The organism is Ruegeria sp. AL2 (genome assembly GCF_056540845.1).
Genome location: NZ_JBQFXM010000010.1, coordinates 68895 through 88990 on the forward strand (window position 1 = coordinate 68895; position 20096 = coordinate 88990).

The window sequence follows — 20096 nt, forward strand, 5'->3', positions numbered from 1 at the left end:
CACACTCTGCGGTTTGCCGTCAGATACCAAAGTGGCGCTGTTCTACACTGGTATCAATCGCACCAAAGGCCGCAGGGGCTGCGGCCTTTGGTCCTTGTGCGTGGGTGCACAATGTTAGCGTTTATTCGCCTGATACACTGACGATATAGGCAAAGACGTCTTCACTGCCACTTTTCAGCTTGAAGGTCATTTTCGACTTGGCAGCAGTGTCGTCCAGATAAGATTGCAGGAAGCCCTTAGGGTCCTGCGTGTATTCCACAAAGGACGCCTCACCCCAGACCAAACCCTTCTCACCGGCTGCGACGATGCTGTCGCCATATTTGAAGTCTTCGTAGGTTCCGGCAGTGCGGCCAGCGACGCCATAGAGGTTGGGGCCAGTTTTTCCGCCTTTGACGATGACTTCTCCGGCCGGATCAGCGATCATGTGGCAGGACTTGCATTTGTTGAAAGCTTTCTCACCGGCTTCGGCATCGCCTTCGGCATGAGCGGGCAGCGCCAGCAGGCCAGCGATTGCGATAGTGAGGATACGATTCATAGCTTGTGCTCCGATACAAATTGGCTGCACCGAATGGACCCCCGGCGCATAAAAGTGTCAACGCGCGGATTGCCGCGCGCATCTACAGTGCCACTGCGACACATGGTGTGTCCTTAACTTAAGTCATGTACAGTGGTCCAGCAGGGCAACAGGTCTCCTTCCGCCGGGGTCGCCAGATAGACCGCCCGCGCAATGGCCCGGGACAGGCACAGCGAGGCCGCGTGCCCGATCAGAGTGAGATCGGCCTCTGACTGCAACGGACGTGCTGCTGTGCTGAGGGCAAAGACCAAATCGCCGTCGTTGGGGGTATGGGCAGGCAGGATGGCCCGCGCGATTCCGTCATGCGCCGCTACTGCAAGGCGCTGGCATTGTGGTTTGGTCAGAACGGCATCGGTGGCGACAATGGCGATGGTCGTGTTTGTCTGTTCGGGTTCCGCTGGACTCATGGCCAACGCCTTGCGGCTGCGGCGGATCCGGCTTTGATCCGGCGACATATCGGGGCCCAGCCCGCCAAATTCATCGCCAACTTCGAAGGGGGCTGCCCAGAAATGCCGGTCACCCGGTGTTGTGACACTGCCCAGCGGGTTCGCCGCAACGAGGGCCCCGACCGTGACTCCATCAGGCAGAATGGACGAGGCAGAGCCAAGCCCGCCCTTCTGCATTGCGGCCAACGCCCCGGTGCCCGCCCCGACGGACCCCAAATCAAAATCTTTTGAAGCGCCCAGATAAGCAGCCCGCCCCAGCGCACGATAGGGGTTTTCCGCCCAATCCTTTGCACCGCCATTGAGCAGGTCAAACAGGATCGCGCCGGGAATGATCGGAACCTTCGCTGAACTGACGGGAAACCCGCGCCCTTCAGCCCACATCGCATCTGAAACACCCGAGCAGGCGTCCAGTCCAAAGGCCGATCCGCCGGACAGAACCAGCGCGTCCACCCCTGTGACGGTTTTATCAGGCGCAAGCAGATCGGTTTCGCGCGTACCAGGTGCCCCGCCCATCACATGGACCGACGCAACGAACGGTTTATCTGCCGTGAGGACCGTGGTCCCGGACTTCAGCGCATCGTCCTGAGCGTTTCCAACTGCCAGGCCGGGGACATCGGTAATCAGGTTTCTTGGTCCAGGGATCATCTTGAACTCGGGATTGGTGCGGGGAAGCGCGCGGGCGCGCGCTGCCTCCGGCGGGGATATTTTTGGCCAGATGAAGATCGGATCAGATACATCGGCCGCCATCGACCTCGAGCGCGGTGCCGGTGATCATGCTGGCCTCGTCCGAACACAGGAAACAGGCGGCGTTGGCCATATCTTCGGGTGTTGAAAACCGTCCCAGTGGGATGGTCGCCAGGAACTTGGCGCGGATCTCGGGCGTGTCTTCGCCCATGAAAGATTTCAACAGCGGTGTTTCGCCCGCCACTGGGCAGATCGCGTTCACGCGTATGCCGGTTGGGGCCAGTTCGACCGCCATGGTCTTGGTTGCCGTGATCATCCACCCTTTGGACGCGTTGTACCAGTTCAGATTCGGGCGCGGAGACAGGCCCGCCGTCGAGGCTACGTTCAGAATTGCACCCGCGCCGCGCGCCTTCATATGGGGAACAAATGCCCGGGCGGTCAGATAGACGGACTTCATGTTCACCTTGAAGACCCGGTCGAAATCATCCTCGGTGACATTTTCCAGAGGGGTTGGCAAGTGGGTGACACCTGCGTTGTTTACCAGAATATCGAGCGCCCCAAAGGCGGCGAGTGCCGTGTCCGCCATCTTTTGAACTGAAGCCCTATTGCCGACGTCGACCTGGTGCGCCAATACCCCGGCCCCAAGTTGCCCCGCCATATCAGCGGCTGCGTCACCATTGATGTCCGCGATCATGACGCGTGCGCCTTCGGCCAGGAATTTCTGCACGATCCCCGCGCCAAAACCCGATGCACCACCGGTGACGATTGCGGTTTTTCCCTCCAGCCTCATGACGTTGCCCTTTTGCAGCCTTTGCGGGCCAGACTATCAACGCCCCGGCAAGATGCCAGATCAATCTTCAGACACCTTGCCCCGCAGCGCCTTGACGTCGCCACGCGCCTTTTTCGCGGCAAGTCGACGCTTGACCGAACCATAGGTCGGTTTCGTTGCGATCCGCCGTTTGGGTTTGACCAGCGCGCGGGCGATCAGTTCTGCCAGCCTCGCGCGCGCGATTTCACGGTTGCGGGCCTGCGAGCGTGTTTCCTCACATTGAATGATGATTGCGCCATCTTTGGTCCAGCGTCGCCCGGCCAGTCGCTTTAGCCGGGCTTTGACCGGATCGGGCAAGGACGGTGAGCGTACCGCTTCGAAGCGCAGCTCGACTGCGGTCGACACCTTGTTGACATTCTGCCCTCCGGGACCGGACGATCGTACAAAGCTTTCGGTCATTTCCCAGTCTTGCAGAGCAATATCTTCGGTGATGCGCAGCATGTCAGTGTCAGCTTGGTGACTTGGGCGAATGAAAAGGAAGAGTCGCGATCCTGACCCGAGCCGTCGGAAACCCGCAACAGGCGGGCGGGCGTAAGCCATAGCGGCACAGCATTTCAGCAAGTCTCCTCATCCTCGGTGCCTAGCGCAGTGCATATGTGCGATCAAGCCTGCTTTGGCAGTTCGCGCAATGCAGAATCCTGGCGGTGGCTGGGACGTCCGTTCGCATCAGTTGCGTTCGCCGTCAGGTATTCCAAGCCCAGCTCATTTAACGTCAGGTGCCGCCAACGCTGTGGCCATATTGCGTTACTTATGCAGAATCGAATGCGCGAAGGGCTGCAACGATCTTTCGTGAATGTTGGTTGTGAAAGGGATCGTCATGGATATGAGGCGCGTGCTCGAAGACTTTGATGAAGCGTACAATCAGGCATTTAACCGAGGCGATGCTGCTGGCTGCGCTGCGTTCTTTACCGAAGACGTCATGTTGTTGGCGCCCGGAGAACCCCTGCTGCGCGGGCGCGAGGCGTTCATCGCAGCCTATCGGGAAAGAATGAAAGAAAACACCGGTGGAACGCATACAAATGAGTTGATCGATTTCAGTGTGGATGGCGATACTGCCTATCAGGTCGGGTCTTTTGCTATCGCTGATTCTGACCCGCCGGAGAAAGGGAAGTTTGTGAACGCCCTGAAACGCCAGACAGATGGCACCTGGAAAGTCAGCATTTCCATCTTTAACAGTGACTTTCCATAGCGGCCCTGAATGAAGAGTGAGCAGACATGGAACCGGGGTGTCAGGCTATTGATTGGCCCTGAGCACCGCGGGCGATGTCACGCAACACATTCAGCTCCAACTCGTCTTCCTCATGCACCCGTGCCAGGATTTCTTTACTACTGACGATGGCAATTGCTTTTCCATTCTGAGTTACGACAAGATTTCGGATTTTGTGTTTGGCCATCAGATTAAGACCATTGGACAACTTCGAGCCCAGCGCGCAGGTGACAGGTTTTTCCGTCATCCAGTCACCCACTGTCTGCTTGTAGAAAGCTGAGCCGGAATCTGCCAGGCACAGCAGCACGTCATGATCCGTGATTATCCCGACCAGCTTCCCTTCGCTGAGAACCGCCAGCGCGTTCACATCCAGCAACGCAATGGTGACGGCCGCGTCGAACACCGTTGTGTCAGTGTCGCAAAATGGCGGCTTTTTAAGGTTCTGCGTTTTGACAATGCTTGAGATCGTCATCTCTTCCTCGTGGTTGAGCGCCCGACCCCTGTGTTGATCAGGGCGCATGAAAAACACTAATTCAGGAGCGGCATCATCGCTGTTGCAAGGCTCAGGACCAGGAAAAACCCTGCCATATCCGTGATCGTTGTCAGCAAAGGGCCACTGGCGACCGCCGGGTCCTGACCGATGCGCTTTAACAGCAAAGGCAGAACGCCACCGATCGATACCGCGATGATCGTGTTCAAACCCAGCGCGCCGCCAATCACCAAACCCAGAAACGGGTTTCCTTTCCACATCCAGGCAACGAGTCCGATCAGCAGGCCAAGGACACAGCCGTTGATGATGCCGACCGAAACCTCTTTTATCCAGACCCGCATAGCATCAATGGGCCGGACCAGACCAAGCGACAGCTCGCGCATGCTGACCGCAACGGCCTGATTGCCGGAACAACCGCTCATATCCGAGACCATCGGCAGAAACACAGCCAGAGCGATCACGGCAGAAAGGGTCTGTTCATAGGCGGCAATCACGCTGGCCGCGATCACGTTGAGCACTATGTTGGCCGACAGCCATTGAAGCCGCCGCCGCGCCCTGAGCGGCAAAGGCATCGATCGCAGTTCGTCTCCAAAGACACCATGGCGTTTCAGGCTTGCCGATTCCGCGCGCTTCAGCAGGGCCTCATTCACGGCAGAGCGGGAAACGACACCCACAAGATTCCCGTCCGTTTCGACAACCGGCAACCCAAGAAAAGGGTGCTCATCGAAAAGGTCCTCCAGTTCTTCCAGCGGCATGCTGGCCGGAACCGTGATAGGGGGCACCATGATATCGGTGAGTTTGATGCTTCGCCGTGTGGACAGCAGGCTACGTAATGAAAGCACCCCGACAGGCACGCCATCGGAATTCAAAACGTAAGGGTGCTGGCCACGGTAACGTTCAAGGTCGTACTCTTCATGAGCGAAACGCCGCAGAACCTTTCCGACTGTATCACCATCGGAAAAGGTAAAGGCTTCGGCCACCATCAGACCACCGGCGACATCGTCGTCATACTCGACCAGTCGCCGGACATCCGCCGCATCTTCCGGATTCATCCGGGCAAGGATCGCTTCTGCATCGGCGTCTTCAAGTTCCCCGATGACATCCGCCTGAATGTCGGAATCCAGCTCAAGGATAATTTCGGCGGCCTGATCGGAAAACATGCGTTCAACAAGATCGACCGCCAGCGCGTTTGGCGCTTCTTCGACCAGTTCGGCCGCACGTTCCGGCGGCAGCAACGAGAGCGCGGCGCTTCGCTGGTCAACGGGCAGGTTGAGCAATTCCCGCAAGGCATCGCTGAGCGAAAGCGGATCAAGCAGGTCTGCCAGCGCCGCCCCGTCGCGATTTTCCAACGCCAGCTGAAGCTGCGTCCCTGTTTCCCTTGGTAAGGAGTCCGTATCGCTCATCCGCCGACCTGTGGGGGTAAAAGTTTCTTACTTTCACCCATATAACAGAAAATATTTGCCTATAGACAATAAAATTTCTGATTTGTAAGAAAGTGCATGCAGGAAAATGACTGGATATCAGCCGCAGCCGAACGTCTGGCCGCCTTGTACGATCAGGAGTTTGGCGGCAAGGTCAGCGGACGGTATCGCATTCCGGACAAGCTGGTGCGTCGGATCGCCAGGCGCAGGCGTTTGTATGAAACAGATATCCGCGCCCTGTCGATCGCGCTTTTTGAACTTGGGTACGTGTTAATCGATATGGATAGTTTTTACGTTGTAATGAGCGCGAATTCGTTTGTGAATTACCGGCGCGCCAATGATGACAGCGTGGCTTAGTCGCCATGGTCAAACAAACAGGATACCCCGAAGTCATAGGATGGCGCGAGCGGATCAGCCTGCCTGATTTCGGGATCGAGCATATTCCGGCAAAGATAGACACAGGTGCCAGAACCGCAGCCCTGCATGCCGTGGACCAGACCGTGTTCGAGGTTGATGGCGAACGATGGGTCGAGTTCATGATCCCGGTCCATAACCGCCGGTCATCGGGCCGGGTGCGTACGCGGGTTGTAGACGAGCGGGAAATCAAGAACACTGGTGGCATTCCGGAACGCCGGTTGATCGTCAGAACACAGCTTCTGCTTGGACGGCATCGGTGGCTAATCGACGTTTCGCTGGCCAATCGCGCGAGGATGGAGTTTGATCTGATCCTTGGCCGTACCGCCATTCGCAGGCGTGGGATCCTTGTCGATCCCGGCCACTCATATCTTCTGGATGCACGAAAAGATCCGAAAAAGATGAAAAGCAAGACAAGATCCAAGGACGCAGAAGGACGACATCAATGAAGCTTGTCATGCTTGCCCGGAATCCAAACCTGTATTCCCACCAGCGTCTGAAAGAGGCTGCTGAACAACGCGGGCACCAGTTGGATATCGTGAACACGCTACGCTGTTACATGAATATCGCGTCGCGCCGACCCGAGGTTTATTACGACGGTAAGAAGCTTGGGCGCTATGACGCGGTGATCCCACGGATCGGCGCTTCGGTCACATTCTATGGGCTGGCCGTGTTGCGGCAGTTCGAAATCATGGGTGTCTTTCCGCTCAACGAGTCGGTTGCAATTGGCAGATCCCGTGACAAGTTGCGGTCCATGCAGCTGATGGCACGTGACGGGATCGGATTGCCGGTCACCACCTTCGCGCATGACCCGAAACAGACCGACGAAGTTCTCAAACTGGCAGGGGACGCTCCGCTGGTGGTCAAGCTGCTGGAGGGCACGCAGGGCATCGGCGTGGTGCTTGCGGATTCAAACCGGTCGGCAAAATCCGTGGTCGAGGCGTTTCGCGGTGCCAAGGTCAACATCATGGTACAGGAGTTCATCAAGGAAGCAGGCGGCACGGATATTCGTGCGCTTGTGGTCGGTGGAAAGGTGATCGCGGCGATGCAACGAAAAGGGGCCGAGGGCGAGTTCAGATCAAACCTGCATCGGGGTGGCAGCGCCAAGCCCATCAGAATCTCGCCCGAGGAACGCTCGACAGCCGTGCGTGCGGCCAAAGCGATGGGCCTGAATGTCTGTGGTGTCGATATGCTGCGGGCCAATCACGGTGCCGTGGTTATGGAAGTGAACTCCTCACCCGGGCTTGAAGGCGTTGAAAAGGCCACCGGCATCGATGTCGCGGGCAAAATCATCGAATTTCTCGAAAAGAATGCGGCCAAAGGCAACACGAAGACACGAGGCCGTGGGTAGAGGCGATGCGCGGTCCCTTTGAAATCGGGGGTTTTCGCGTACCGCCCGGTACACGAACCACTCTGGATTTGCCGGTCAGCGTGCTGTCGGATCATACCCCAGTGAGCATGTCAGTACACGTGGTTCACGGCCGCCGCCCCGGACCGGTCCTGTTTGTCAGTGCCGCCGTTCACGGCGATGAGGTGATCGGCGTGGAGATCGCACGGCGGCTGCTTCGGGCGCCACAGCTTGACAAGCTTGCGGGTACCTTGCTGGTTATCCCGATCGTGAATGCCTTTGGTTTCATGACACATTCCCGATACCTTCCTGACAGGCGCGACCTGAACCGATCCTTCCCCGGCAGCGAAGGAGGGTCGCTGGCCGGTCGGCTGGCGCATCTTTTCATGACCGAGATCGTCGAGCGGTCGGACCTGGGGATTGATCTTCATTCTGCCGCGATACACCGCACCAATCTGCCGCAGATCCGCGTCTCTCCGGCTTCGGATGTCACCCTCAAATACGCTGATGCGTTCGGTGCGCCTGTTGTGCTGATTTCAAAGCTGCGCGACGGGTCACTGCGCAAGGCCGCGCAAGAGCGTGGTGTGGATATCCTGCTGTTCGAAGGTGGTGAGGGTCTGCGTTTCGACGAACTGTCTGCGCGGGCGGGGGTTGCAGGCATCCTTCGGGTGATGAACGCAAAGGGAATGGTTGCCAAGCGTGGCATCGCCGCTGTGCGCGAAAAGCCTGTCCATGTCAGGTCAAGTTCGTGGATGCGCGCGCCCGCCGGTGGCCTGTTGCGGACTTTCAAAGCCGCCGGAGAATACGTCGCCGCTGGTGACCTGCTTGGACGCATTTCCGACCCGTTCGGAGAACTCAGGACCGATATCATCTGCGAAACCACGGGTATCATCGTTGGGCGTACAAATCTGCCTGTCGTTCATGAAGGCGACGCGTTGTTTCATATAGCTGAAACGACCGGCTCGGATGTCGAAATGCGGGTCGATACGATTGCCAGCCAGCTTGACGGCGATCCGATGTTCGATGAGGACGAGATCATTTAGATTTTGGAGCCAAAAGAAAACGCGGGGCAGTTGCCCGCCCCGCGCCAGCCTACAGGATTGCACGCAATCTGTTGCTCGCCAGCGCCTCCCAAGCGGCGAGCGCGATCAGCGCAGATCCCGTGAGCCAAGCATTTGCCACTGCCACACCATGACCGGTAAAATGCAGCACCTCCGGCGCGGCGATCAGTATTGCCCCAACCGCCAATACCGGAGCCACCCGTGCGAGAAGGTGGCCCCGGCCGCTAGCGCCTGACATGACCAACACACCAATACCGATCGTCATGAAGGCGAGCGACTCACGGTCAGACGAACCGTGAGCTAGGGTTTTCTGGCTGAACAGTACAAATGGGGACAGCACTAACCAGATACCCATCCCGGCAAGCATCCACCTGTAGGGTGGAGAGGGGTTTCTCATGTTCTTGGCAACCCCGGCTTATTCGTCACCTTTGGGATCAGGAAGCAACTCGGCCTCGACCGCGGCGACCATTTCTTCGTCATTGACGAAACCATCGGCATCCGTGTCAATTTCGGCAAAGCTCTCACTGGTAATATCGGGGTACTTTGTCTGTAGCTCGGTCAGCGAAGCCAGACCATCACCGTCCGTGTCCAGTCCTACCGGCAACGCAGCGGCCGGAAGGGCAAGGAATGACGCGAGCAGAGCAACAACAGAAACTCGACTCATTTTGTTCTCCATCAGGGAATGGGCGGTTTACCCATTAAGGGGTTGGTGCAGCGCTAGGGTGTCGGAGGCTTATCTAAGGCAGACAGATTGCACCTGTTCCGCAGATCGGGTTGTCCACTTTGCGATGAAAACTGTTGATTGGCGGTCCGATCCGGTGGGGGCACTTTCGCGCTACAAGGCGTATATCGCACATTCGCATAGCGTTGAATAACGAATTTATATCGCCAATAATATCGAATATTCAAATAGGTGAACGATGGATATTGAACTCGCCCGAACCTTCCTTGCGGTCGTTGAAACCGGCACTTTTCTTGATGCAGCGGACAAGGTCCATGTTACGCAATCGACCGTTAGCATGCGAATCCGAACGCTCGAACAACAGCTTGGACAGCCCGTGTTTGAACGCAGCAAGTCTGGTGCGACCTTGACCATTGCCGGGCGGCATTTCCTCAAACATGCACAGGTTCTGGTGCGAACGTGGACCCAGGCCAAGCTGGATGCCGGTCTGCCTGCCTCGATGGCAGCTGCTTTGGAAATCGGCGCAACACCAAGCCTTTGGGACGGCTATCTGATCAACGCCCTTCCCGAGTTGATGGCGGCACTTCCTGACGTCGCTATCCGGGCGACAGCGGCCCCGTCGGAAACACTCACGCGCGAGATCGAGGAAGGCAACCTGGATCTTGCCATCATGTACCGGCCGCGAAACGCACCTGGCTTGACCGCGCTACAGCTTTTCGAGGACGAGTTTGTTCTTGTCAGCAGCGGCCCGGAAGCCCTCCCCGCTGATCTGGGCAACGCTTATATCCTGATAGACTGGGGCCCGGAGTTTCGCGCCGATCATATGCTGAACTTTCCAGGGCTTGATGCGCCGCGCCTTCAGCTGGGCATAGGCACCCTCGGCCTGCAATATCTTCGGTCGGTTCCCTCGGCCGGATATTTCCCTAGGCGCGTTGTCGAACCGGAACTTTGCAACGGGTGGCTCAAGCTGGTCGAAACGGCACCCAGATTCGCTTATGCCGCCTATGTCGTGTTCGATGAAAGCGAGGAAGAAGGATATCCGGGTCAGGCCGCTCGGCAGCTTTGCCAGACATCAAGTGCACGCGGCCAGGCACCGAAGCTTTGACAACACGTATTCACGCCTTTGCCGCGATCGGGTTCTAACATTGGATCGAACTCAGCCAGCCCCAGCGCATAGTGAATTTTGACCGCCCCCAGAAGGTGACGGGAACAAAAAGGGCCGCCCCAGCAGGACGGCCCTTCGAAAGTTCAGGAGGTCGGGTCGGTTAGATCAATCGACCAGCCGGAGCGAGCGCTCCGCCAAGGGCTGCCCTAACGGGCGATCCCCCCGGTTGTTCCGACACCTCTCTCCAATCTCTTTCTTGACACTGGATCACCTCCTTTTCTATCTGTTGCGGTTGAAAAGAAGCGTGCCACAAGTTGTGCCATTCTCAAAGCGTTTTTTTACACAGGCTGCGCAGTCAGCCGCGCAACGATCACCTTGAACGGGATCAGGGCGATCAGCGCCAGTGAAAGCTTCACCATCCAGTCCGCAAAAGCCAGCGTCACCCAAAGCGGTGCCATCGGGCCGGACAGCATGAAAGGAACAGGTTCCCACGCCCAGTTGATTGCAGCGTCGGCATTGGCGCCGAAGAAGGTGACCGAAGCCGAAAAGGCAAGCGTGAAGAAGATCGCGGTATCCAGTGCCGACCCTACCAGCGTCGACACCAGCGGCGCACGCCACCAGCGACCACCGCGTAGGGAATTGAACACGGTAACATCCGTCAGTTGCGCGATCAGGAAAGCGGTTCCCGATGCAACGGCGATGCGCAGCGGTACGGCAGCATAGGTGAACCCGTCACCCTGCAACATGATCTGGCTGCCGATCAGCGAACAGATGACACCGGTGACAAATCCGGCAAACACGACCTTGCGGGCCGGACCAACGCCATAGACGCGGTTCATGATGTCAGTGACCAGAAAGGCCAGCGGATAGGTGAAAGCACCCCAAGTCAGCAGCCCGTCAAGGATCAGGAACTGGACCAGAATGTTCGAGGCCACAACAATGGCGGCCATGGCAATAATGCCGGGAATAAAGTTACGTTGCATGTTTTGATGCCCGTTTTGACAAGGTAGCGGCGACTTGGCCAAGGGACCGTCCCAAGGCAAGCCGTGCCTTTAGACCTTTGCCTGCGCCCTGTCAATCGGGCAGCAGGTATTCCACAAGTTCGGTCCGCTGCACCGCCAGAAAGTTGTCATCAGAGATCATCGTGGCGCGCAACAGGCCCTGCCCGTCGCGCCAGACCGACAATCCTTCGAGGTTGTCATGCGCGCCCGTTCCGGTTTCGAACAGGGTTTCCTCGGCGCCTGGTTTCTCGTTTACCACGACCCATCGCCGCAGTCGTGATCGGAAACCGACCAAGGATACCTTGCGTTCCAAAACGTAAAACCGCCCATCGGGACCGAAATCCGCGGCAACGGGTTTAAAGCCGCCACGCTGTGGCAGAACAAACGGGGTCGACCATGTGTCGCCATTCCAACGGTAAACCGGAATGTCCCCCTTAGCGGTGCGGTTCTTTTCCGGCAAAGTGTAAAGCCAGCCGCGTCCATCAATGGCCAGAGCTTCGAAAGAACCATTTTCGGCAAGGTTCCGGAACGCATTCGGGCGTGGCAATACGCGCGCGCTGGAGCCCTGCGCAGGGTAATAGGCGACACGGTGCACCCCTTCGAACGAGATGAATATCCCGCTATCCGGCGTCACTGCGATCCCTTCGGAGTCACCTACGCCGCCTTTCATGATGTGCCCATTGCTGGACAGCACCGGCCATTGACCAAGAACGTGAATATCCGCGATCTGGCCTTCGCGCCGCTCAATCAGCGCAGTCACGATCCGCGCCCGGTCGCTAAGCGCAATCATATGGCGTCCATCGTCCGAGATGTGAAGCGCTGAAAACCCGCCAAACCAACTTGCTGGATGCCGCCAAACGAAACTATTCAGGTGGGCTGCGGATTTCACATCCAGCGCGGCGGCCACCGGGGCAAGAAACAGCGCTACACTCAGTTGGATTGCAAAACGGCGGAGCATTGTTGCGGCAAGTCGGACAGAACGTATTCCCGGCGTTTCTTCGGCGGCGGCGCATTCGGATCGGGTGGCGGCGGGTTCAGGATGTTGTGCACCCATTGACGGGCCTCAGCGCAGCCATCGCCCTTGGGGGGTGGGTCTTGATTCACGCAGCCCTTTGACCCTCTGGGACAGTTCAGTCGCACGTGGAAATGATAGTGATGTCCCCACCAGGGCCTTATCTTACGTAGATAGTCGCGGTTCCCCTTTTCATCGTCGCACATCTGAACCTTGGCCCCAGGAAACACGAAGATCCGGGCGACGCGCTTGTCTTTTGCCGCTTCGCGCAACAGCGCATGATGCTGCTTGGTCCAGTTTCCGTTGACGTAAGCGCCATTGGAACGACGAAGAGAGATGGACGAGATGTTTTCGCGAGACTTGCGGCTCAGGCGCATGTTATCGCCGGGCAACATCCAGACATCGATGTCCAGCCCCAACTGATGACTGCGATGGCCCGAGGTCATCGGCCCGCCGCGTGGCTGGCTGATATCCCCTATATAGAGACCGTTCCATCCCGGCTGGCTGGCTGCAAACCTGCTGAGGTCCTGAACGTAGTCAATCGTCTGCGGATGCCCCCAGTTGCGATTGCGCGACAAGCGCATTGCCTGCCATGTAGGCCCCGTTTCAGGCAGTTGAATTGCCCCCGCAGCACATCCGCGCGAATAACTGCCGAAAGCGGCCGGTTTTTGCTGGGAAGCTTGTTTCTGCGCCCCGAACAACTGCTTTGCCAGCGGTTCTGCCGCCGCAGTGCCTGCAAAAGCAAGCGCAGCCAAAACGATCAAAAAGCGTTTTATTTTCATCTGCTCTGATCCCCTTCAGGTCTCACCCAGCGCATCAGGAATAGACCCAGAATAAACAACAGAACGATGGGTGACACCCCCAGACGAGCGCTACCGGTCACCGTGGTGGCGATCCCGATCAGAAGTGGCGCAGCAAAGGCGGTGGCACGACCCGACAGACCATAAAGGCCAAAGCTCTCGACGGGGGTTGCCGGGTCCGTATGCCGGACCATCATCGACCGGCTACAGGACTGTAGAATGCCGCCCATGCCTCCGATCAGTATACCGCAACCAAAGAAAACCACATCCGGCAAGCCTGACCCTTCGGACATGGCGATACCAAATATCTGGGACCGGTCCATTGAGACGATGGTGATGCAGACAAGGATCAACACCCAGATCGCAACGATAATCACGGGCTTGGGGCCATATTTCTTATCCAGTTTGCCGCCCACCCAGGAAAAGGCCGCTGCGGCCAGAACGCTGACGATGCCGAAAACACCGATCTTGATCAGGTCCCATTCCAACACCAGCCGGGCATAGACCCCGCCAAAACTGTAAAGCCCGTTCAGCGCATCCCGATAGAACATGGATGAGCCCAGGTAACTGGCCAAACTGGTGCGATGGCGCAAGTTAGACACTGATTTTGCCAACAGTCGCAGCGCCTCGGCAACGCTGCCCTTTTTGTTTCTCGGTTCGCCGTCATGGACCCAAAGGAAGTAGGGCACCATGAACAGAATGAACCATCCGGCAGTAAACGGGCCAACAAAGCGCGTGCCCTGCTGTTGCGACGCATCCAGCCCAAACAAGGGGTCCATTCCGATCAGCGTTTTGCCGTTGGCCTGCTCCACAAACAGCGCAAGCATGATTGCCAGCGAGATCAGGCCACCGAAATAGCCAAAAGCAAAGCCCGAGCCAGAGATTTCGCCCACTTCGCTGTCATCACCCAGATCGGGCAGTTGGGAATTGATGAAGATCAGGGCGTACTCCGCACCGATGAAACCCAGACCGAAGGCAGACAGCATCAACCACATGTTCGAGCCGTCGGGCATCGTGTACCAAAGCGCGCCGGAACCTACGGCGTACATCACGGAAAAGGCGAATATCCAGGGGATGCGCCGACCCGACACATCAGCCATCGCCCCCATCAGCGGCGCACCGAAGGCAATAATCAAACCGACTATGGTCATGCAGTTGGCCCAGACCACCTGTGCCTGTGCGTCTGCAGACCCTGCGTCCAGGCCGGATGCCAGATAATACTCCGCAGCGACGCCTGCGAAATAAGGGCCGAACACGAACGTTACCAAAAGGGTGTGATAGGGCTGACTGGCCCAATCGAAGAACCACCAGCCCCAGATACGCCTGCGCTTGGATATTTCTGCCATTTCTGCCCCTGTTTTCTTGTTGCGGTCATAAAACGGGGCTTTGGGGCAATTCGCAAGCGCAGAGTTCAGCCTACTTGCTCTTTGCTGAAAGGGTGCTTAGGTCTCGACCAACAAGAAAACGGAGACCCCATGCTGTCGCTGATCCAAATCCTGCTGCTGATCCTGGACATTGTCTGGTTCATCATTCTGGCCCATGTGATCATGAGCTGGCTGATCAACTTTCAGGTGCTCAACCTGCACCAACAACTGGTCGCACAAATCTGGTACGGGTTAAATCGCATTTTAGAGCCTATTTACGGTCCGATCCGCCGCGTTCTACCCAATATGGGCGGGTTGGATTTGACCCCGCTGGTGGTGCTGATCGGCGTCTATGCCTTGCGGATTATCCTCATCAACAACGCGCCCTATTTCTACTGACCACTTGTTCACTGAATCTTAGTATGTGATTGTCCTGTCTTAAGAGCAGATAAACCTTAAAACAGGGCACCCCCGCATATGTTCGACGCCGCACCCTTGCTGCGAGATGTCTTTGGATTCGACGCCTTCCGCCCTGGGCAGGCAGAGATTGTCGACGCCGTGAAGGCAGGTGAAAACGTGATGGCGATCATGCCCACGGGTGGTGGTAAATCCTTATGTTTTCAATTGCCTGCCCTGCTCCGCGACGGGGTGACGGTGGTTATATCTCCACTCATAGCCCTGATGCGCGATCAGGTACGCGGCTTGCAAGAGGCCGGGGTCGAGGCCGGTGCACTGACATCCGGCAACACGCCCGAGGAAACCGAGGCCGTCTGGGATGCGCTGGAGGACGGGCGGCTAAAGCTGCTTTACATGGCGCCCGAACGTCTGGCTGCCGGATCTGCGCTTGGGATGCTCCGTCGGATCAACGTCAGCCTGATCGCTGTGGACGAAGCCCATTGCGTCAGTCAATGGGGGCATGACTTTCGCCCTGATTACCTGCGGATCGGAGAGTTGCGGCGCGCCCTGAAAGTGCCGCTAGCCGCGTTTACCGCCACGGCGGACGCCGAAACGCAGGATGAGATTGTCGAAAAACTGTTCGATGGCATTGAGCCGCGCAAATTTCTGCGCGGATTTGACCGGCCAAACATTCAGCTGGCCTTTGCCGCAAAGGACGGGCCGCGCAAGCAGATCCTTGATTTCGCAGATGCGCGCAAAGGCCAGTCCGGCATCGTTTATTGCGGCACCAGAAACAAAACCGAGGTGATTGCTCAAGCCCTGCGCGCCGAGGGACACTCGGCCTGCCACTATCACGGTGGAATGGACCCCGAAGATCGCCGTATTGTCGAAACCCGTTTCGCGCGTGAGGACGGGTTGATCGTCGTCGCCACAGTGGCTTTTGGCATGGGCATCGACAAACCCGATATCCGTTGGGTCGCCCATGCGGACCTGCCCAAATCGATCGAAGCCTATTATCAGGAAATCGGACGCGCCGGACGCGATGGCGGCCCGGCCGAAACGCTGACCCTGTTCGGCCCCGATGACATTCGCCTGCGGCGTTCACAAATTGACGAGGGTCTAGCGCCGCCCGAGCGCCGCATGGCCGATCATGCGCGCCTGAACGCCTTGCTGGGTCTGGCCGAGGCATTGAAATGCCGTCGTCAGACATTGTTGGGTTACTTTGGCGAGACCACAGGGCCCTGCGGCAAATGCGATCTGTGCGACAGCCCACCCGAAGTTTTCGACGGCACAACTCCGGTACGTATGGCCCTGTCCGCGATCCTGCGGACCGAGGAGCGGTTCGGTACAGGCCATTTGATCGATATCCTGTTGGGAAACGAGACCGACAAAATCCGCGCCCGCCGCCATGAGGATTTGTCCACTTATGGCATCGGAAAGGATTGGACGCGCCCGCAATGGCAGGCCATTTTCCGGCAGATGATGGGCCACGATCTGGTCCGCCCCGACCCCGACCGTCACGGCGCATTGCGCATGACCGAGGCGGCCAGACCGATCCTGAAAGGCGAGGCGCAAATCAACCTACGCAAGGATACGTTGCGCAATGCGGTACGTCGGCCTGCGGTCAAGGCAATGGTTTCCGAAGAGGACGCCCCGCTGCTGTCCGCGCTCAAGGCCAAACGCCGTGTCCTGTCTGAAGCTGCACGTGTTCCGGCCTATGTGATCTTTCCCGACCGCACGCTTATCGAGATGGCTGAAAAGCGCCCTGTAACGCTGGACGATATGGCCCGGATCGGCGGTGTTGGCGCCAAAAAGCTGGAACGCTATGGCGATACGTTCCTTGAAGTAATCGCGGGCGAAGCAAGAAGCGTTCATCCGGCGCGGCGAAAGCTGGCTGGACGCGATCAGGGTGAGATTTACGACCGCTTGATGGAAGTTCAGTCCTTGCTGTCGCGCGGTCCAGCCGGGATCGACAAGCCCCTGACCTGCTCGGCCTCACAGTTGGCAAAAGTTGCGCAACTGCGCCCCGATGATCCCCGTGGAATTGCACAGGTGCTGGGTGATCGACGTCACGAAAGGTTTGGCGCCGCTTTTCTGGACGTGCTGCGTGAGGCGGGCTAGATACCCCCGAACAGGCAAGAAAGAGGGCGGATATGCTGATCGTGATTTCCCCGGCCAAACGGCTGGACTGGGCAGAGCGGAATGTCGGGGTAACGCAGCCCGATTTTCAGGAGGATGCGATCCGGCTGTCCAAAACCGCTCGCAACCTGACGCTGGGTGATCTGAAGAAACTGATGGACCTGAGCGACGATCTGGCACGCCTGAACCGCGACCGGTATCGCGCTTTTTCGGATGCACCCGACGCCAAGGTCACACGCCCGGCTGCGCTTGCTTTTGCTGGCGACACATATCAAGGGCTTGAAGCTGCTTCGCTGGACGAAGACGAGCTGTTATGGGCGCAAGACCACTTGCGCATCCTTTCCGGCCTTTATGGTGTGTTGCGGCCACTCGACGCGATACAGCCCTACCGGCTTGAGATGGGCAGCAAGCTGAAAACCCGAAGAGGGAAGAACCTTTACGAATACTGGTGCGATCAGCTCAGCAAGGCACTGAACGCGCAAGGAGCCGAAATTAACAGCGACATTCTGGTGAATTGTGCCAGTCAGGAGTATTTTGGTGCGGTGGATTTGAATGCCCTGAACCTGCGTGTCATCACACCGGTCTTCATGGAAGATAGGGGCGGCACCCCAAAGATTGTGAGCTTTTTTGCCAAAAAGGCACGCGGTGCCATGGCGCGGTATGTCATCCAACACCGCCTGACCGATCCTAAGGCGCTGCTGGATTTCGACAGTGGCGGCTATGAATACCGCCCTGATCTGTCGGAAGCGGATAAGCCCGTTTTCGTCAGACCATATGCGGCCTGAAACCCAGGTCACTTGAACTTGCAACCCGGTGTTAATCGCCTGAAGAGTCCGCCAGGCGAGGTTGGGTCCGGGTTTGCGCCACGCTCACGCCGGGCTTTGGCGCCGGGCATGGTGTCTGCGACCGAGCAGACGCAATCGGGTTGGTGTTGCAGGATCATCTGGTGAATGCGGTTCTTGTGTAGCGGTTTGGTCAGGTAGTGGTCCAAGCCGGCTGACAGAATTCCCTGATCATCCCCCGCCATGGCATGGGCCGTCAGGGCAACGATTGGAACGTGGTGACCAGTTGAAACCTCGAGCCTGCGAATTTCCGCTGTTGCCTGTTTGCCGTCCATCTTCGGCATGGAAATATCCATGAAGATCAGATCTGGCTCGAACTCCTGATAGATCTCAACCGCTTCAATCCCATTCGAGGCAAAGCGAAGATCGATATTCAGATCCTTGACCATCTTCTTCAGGATCAATTGGTTAGTGCGGTTGTCCTCGGCGGCAAGAACCCTCATGTGTCGGGGGTGCACAGATTCAGAATCTTGCTTTTTAGAGACTGTTTTGTCCACATCCAGAGCGCCCCTTTCCAACGATTTGCCGTCGAGTGCCATCAGCCTGCCATACAACTCGGATCGAGGGATGGGTTTCTGCAAGACACCGTCGATCAGGTCACGGGCAGGATGCGCGTGAATCAAACCGGGGCTTGCAGACATCACGACCACCGGAATGTCACCCCACCCGCGATCCCTGAGCGCGACCGCAAGATCCAGCCCATCCATATCCGGCAGATCGTGGTCACAAAGAACCAGATCAATCTGATCATTCATCTGTGACAGCGCCTCGGTCCCCGACGTGCAAACCGTCACCTCAGCCCCCAGACGCCCAAGCTGTTTGGCAAGAATGGCCCGGTTCACGGCAAGATCTTCGACCAGCAGGACATGTTTCAAACAATCCGCCAGGTTCGGAGGTTCGGGTCGCGGGCCTTCTACCGTGGGCAGTGTCACGCGAAAACCGAAACAGGATCCCTGGTCCGGCTCGCTTTCGACCCAGACCGTGCCACCCATCAAGGTGATCAGCCGCTTGGTGATGGCAAGGCCAAGCCCGGTGCCTTCAAATTGGCGGTTACGCTCGTCTTCGACTTGATTGAACTCGCCAAAAATATGGCCGGTTTTTTCTGCGTCGATGCCAATACCGGTATCTTCGATCGCAACATGGATATCACAGATCTGCGCATCCGGATTGGGCACCCCTGTCACCCGGACCAGCACATACCCTTCGGAGGTGAACTTGACGGCGTTGCCGACCAGATTGGTCAGAACCTGCCGTATCCGACCAGGATCGCCCACAAAAAGGGTTGGCAAGAACAAGTCGTAATCAACCAGCAATGTCAGGCCTTTATCGCGCGCACTGGGCTGTAGCAGCATCGCAACCTCAAGAATGCAGCGTTCAAGATCGAACTGCTCCGGGTGCAGACCCAGCTTGTCCGCCTCAATCTTGGAATAATCCAGCACGTCGTTGATGATGACCAGCAACGCCTCGCCCGAATTTCGGATCGTGTTGACGTATAGCCGCTGCTCTTCGTCCAGCGTTGTCTCGTCCAGCAATTCGGACATGCCAACGATGCCGTTCATCGGAGTACGGATTTCATGGCTCATATTGGCCAGAAAGGCCGACTTGGCCCGGTTTGTCGCTTCGGCTCGCTCGCGCGCCGCCTTAAGCTCGATTTCATGCCGGACCGACGCTGTGATGTTGAGAGCAAGGCTCACCATATCATTGCCGCTGCCGCGCTGGTCGATCAGGCGGATATAGTGACCGTTCCAAAGCTGCATAACGATTGGAGGCGGGTTGGCGCGGCTCCAGCGGGCCAGCATTCTGTCCTGCCAGTCTTCCGCGGATTCGTCCCCGATATCGACAATACCTTCTGACGTCAGCAAATGCAGAATACGCGGGTATGATATTCCCGGCGCGACTTCGTCCAGACCTTCAAAAACGCTCAGATACGCGGTGTTTGCGCCGATCAGCCGGTTGTCACCGTCAAAAAAAGGCAAACCCGTCCTGAATTGTCTGAAGCGAGTGCCACAAGCGGCGTTCGGCAACCTCGATCTTGGCGTTGGCCACGCAGAGGTCGGATTTGACCTTTTCGTTTTCATCCCGAACGGTTTCAACCTCAGCCTGCGTTTCGCCAATTCGTTTGGTCAATGCCATGGCATGTTGACCCAGTTTGCGATTGGCTGCCGAAAGCTCGGCCTGTTTCAGGGCCAGCATCCGTTCAGCTGCCAAACGCGCGCGCCGTTCCTGTGCCAATTTATGTGCAAGAGTCATTTGATTGATTCCAGAACGCTCTGCGCACAGC

General features: G+C 57.6%; 23 protein-coding genes. 9 read left to right on the top strand and 14 right to left on the bottom strand.

Going from position 1 to position 20096, the window contains the following annotated elements; translation table 11 throughout:
- Positions 1–121: 121 nt before the first annotated feature.
- The 4 genes from ACR0ID_RS13430 to arfB form a co-directional block, all read right to left on the bottom strand.
- Positions 122–535 (bottom strand): c-type cytochrome, encoded by a 414-nt coding sequence (locus ACR0ID_RS13430; protein WP_480606116.1) that lies wholly within the window; start codon positions 533–535, stop codon positions 122–124.
- A gap of 113 nt (positions 536–648) precedes the next feature.
- The gene (locus tag ACR0ID_RS13435) at positions 649–1665 is read right to left on the bottom strand and encodes a P1 family peptidase (RefSeq protein ID WP_480606202.1); all 1017 of its coding nucleotides are present in this window, start codon (positions 1663–1665) and stop codon (positions 649–651) included.
- 82 nt (positions 1666–1747) lie between these two features.
- On the bottom strand, positions 1748–2494 hold the full coding sequence (locus tag ACR0ID_RS13440) for an SDR family oxidoreductase (protein ID WP_480487861.1): 747 nt from the start codon (positions 2492–2494) through the stop codon (positions 1748–1750).
- A 60-nt stretch (positions 2495–2554) separates the two neighbouring features.
- Positions 2555–2974, bottom strand: coding sequence for an alternative ribosome rescue aminoacyl-tRNA hydrolase ArfB (arfB, locus tag ACR0ID_RS13445; RefSeq protein ID WP_480474524.1), 420 nt, complete (start codon positions 2972–2974; stop codon positions 2555–2557).
- Positions 2975–3350: 376 nt separating this feature from the next.
- On the opposite strand from arfB, the gene ACR0ID_RS13450 reads away from it, so the two are divergent.
- Entirely contained in the window at positions 3351–3722 is a 372-nt protein-coding gene (locus ACR0ID_RS13450) for a YybH family protein (RefSeq protein ID WP_480606119.1), read from the top strand.
- A 40-nt stretch (positions 3723–3762) separates the two neighbouring features.
- Here ACR0ID_RS13450 and ACR0ID_RS13455 read toward each other — a convergent pair whose 3' ends face one another.
- Complete coding sequence (locus ACR0ID_RS13455; protein ID WP_480606122.1) at positions 3763–4212, bottom strand: CBS domain-containing protein; 450 nt, start codon at positions 4210–4212, stop codon at positions 3763–3765.
- A gap of 56 nt (positions 4213–4268) precedes the next feature.
- A complete protein-coding gene (mgtE, locus tag ACR0ID_RS13460; RefSeq protein WP_480606124.1) occupies positions 4269–5633 on the bottom strand; it encodes a magnesium transporter in 1365 nt (454 codons plus the stop codon).
- 96 nt (positions 5634–5729) lie between these two features.
- Between mgtE and ACR0ID_RS13465 the strand changes: the two genes are divergently transcribed.
- From ACR0ID_RS13465 to ACR0ID_RS13480, 4 genes are read left to right on the top strand one after another with little or no spacing between them, the layout of a single operon-like run.
- On the top strand, positions 5730–6008 hold the full coding sequence (locus ACR0ID_RS13465) for a hypothetical protein (protein WP_480474516.1): 279 nt from the start codon (positions 5730–5732) through the stop codon (positions 6006–6008).
- Between the two features lie 5 nt (positions 6009–6013).
- Entirely contained in the window at positions 6014–6514 is a 501-nt protein-coding gene (locus ACR0ID_RS13470) for an ATP-dependent zinc protease family protein (RefSeq protein WP_480474514.1), read from the top strand.
- Complete coding sequence (gene rimK, locus ACR0ID_RS13475) at positions 6511–7416, top strand: 30S ribosomal protein S6--L-glutamate ligase (protein WP_480474512.1); 906 nt, start codon at positions 6511–6513, stop codon at positions 7414–7416. The genes ACR0ID_RS13470 and rimK overlap by 4 nt, the downstream gene beginning before the upstream one ends.
- Positions 7417–7421: 5 nt before the next feature.
- Positions 7422–8456: a succinylglutamate desuccinylase/aspartoacylase family protein gene (locus ACR0ID_RS13480; RefSeq protein WP_480474510.1), complete on the top strand. Its 1035-nt coding sequence runs from the start codon at positions 7422–7424 to the stop codon at positions 8454–8456.
- 49 nt (positions 8457–8505) lie between these two features.
- Here the strand turns inward: ACR0ID_RS13480 and ACR0ID_RS13485 are convergent, their stop codons facing one another.
- On the bottom strand, positions 8506–8829 hold the full coding sequence (locus ACR0ID_RS13485) for an SPW repeat domain-containing protein (protein WP_480519581.1): 324 nt from the start codon (positions 8827–8829) through the stop codon (positions 8506–8508).
- A gap of 60 nt (positions 8830–8889) precedes the next feature.
- Positions 8890–9138: an EF-hand domain-containing protein gene (locus ACR0ID_RS13490; protein WP_480474506.1), complete on the bottom strand. Its 249-nt coding sequence runs from the start codon at positions 9136–9138 to the stop codon at positions 8890–8892.
- 256 nt (positions 9139–9394) lie between these two features.
- Between ACR0ID_RS13490 and ACR0ID_RS13495 the strand changes: the two genes are divergently transcribed.
- Complete coding sequence (locus ACR0ID_RS13495; protein WP_480494973.1) at positions 9395–10261, top strand: LysR family transcriptional regulator; 867 nt, start codon at positions 9395–9397, stop codon at positions 10259–10261.
- 338 nt (positions 10262–10599) lie between these two features.
- Here ACR0ID_RS13495 and ACR0ID_RS13500 read toward each other — a convergent pair whose 3' ends face one another.
- From ACR0ID_RS13500 to ACR0ID_RS13515, 4 genes are all read right to left on the bottom strand, one after another.
- A complete protein-coding gene (locus ACR0ID_RS13500) occupies positions 10600–11244 on the bottom strand; it encodes a queuosine precursor transporter (RefSeq protein ID WP_480494975.1) in 645 nt (214 codons plus the stop codon).
- Between the two features lie 91 nt (positions 11245–11335).
- Complete coding sequence (locus ACR0ID_RS13505) at positions 11336–12220, bottom strand: esterase-like activity of phytase family protein (protein WP_480606130.1); 885 nt, start codon at positions 12218–12220, stop codon at positions 11336–11338.
- Positions 12193–13056 carry a penicillin-insensitive murein endopeptidase gene (gene mepA / locus ACR0ID_RS13510; RefSeq protein ID WP_480474498.1) on the bottom strand — a complete coding sequence of 288 codons (864 nt, stop codon included), beginning with the start codon at positions 13054–13056 and terminating at the stop codon, positions 12193–12195. The genes ACR0ID_RS13505 and mepA overlap by 28 nt, the downstream gene beginning before the upstream one ends.
- Entirely contained in the window at positions 13053–14420 is a 1368-nt protein-coding gene (locus ACR0ID_RS13515) for an MFS transporter (protein ID WP_480606133.1), read from the bottom strand. The genes mepA and ACR0ID_RS13515 overlap by 4 nt, the downstream gene beginning before the upstream one ends.
- A 129-nt stretch (positions 14421–14549) precedes the next feature.
- Here ACR0ID_RS13515 and ACR0ID_RS13520 point away from each other — a divergent pair, with 129 nt between their 5' ends.
- The 3 genes from ACR0ID_RS13520 to yaaA all read left to right on the top strand — a co-directional run bounded on the left by ACR0ID_RS13520 (position 14550) and on the right by yaaA (position 17758).
- Complete coding sequence (locus ACR0ID_RS13520) at positions 14550–14837, top strand: YggT family protein (RefSeq protein WP_170382138.1); 288 nt, start codon at positions 14550–14552, stop codon at positions 14835–14837.
- Between the two features lie 78 nt (positions 14838–14915).
- On the top strand, positions 14916–16955 hold the full coding sequence (recQ, locus tag ACR0ID_RS13525; protein WP_480606136.1) for a DNA helicase RecQ: 2040 nt from the start codon (positions 14916–14918) through the stop codon (positions 16953–16955).
- Positions 16956–16987: 32 nt separating this feature from the next.
- The gene (yaaA, locus tag ACR0ID_RS13530; RefSeq protein ID WP_480606139.1) at positions 16988–17758 is read left to right on the top strand and encodes a peroxide stress protein YaaA; all 771 of its coding nucleotides are present in this window, start codon (positions 16988–16990) and stop codon (positions 17756–17758) included.
- Between the two features lie 8 nt (positions 17759–17766).
- Here the strand turns inward: yaaA and ACR0ID_RS13535 are convergent, their stop codons facing one another.
- A complete protein-coding gene (locus tag ACR0ID_RS13535; protein WP_480606142.1) occupies positions 17767–19791 on the bottom strand; it encodes a response regulator in 2025 nt (674 codons plus the stop codon).
- Entirely contained in the window at positions 19778–20065 is a 288-nt protein-coding gene (locus ACR0ID_RS13540; RefSeq protein ID WP_480606144.1) for a hypothetical protein, read from the bottom strand. Before ACR0ID_RS13540 ends, ACR0ID_RS13535 begins: the two co-directional genes overlap by 14 nt.
- Positions 20066–20096 lie beyond the last annotated feature (31 nt).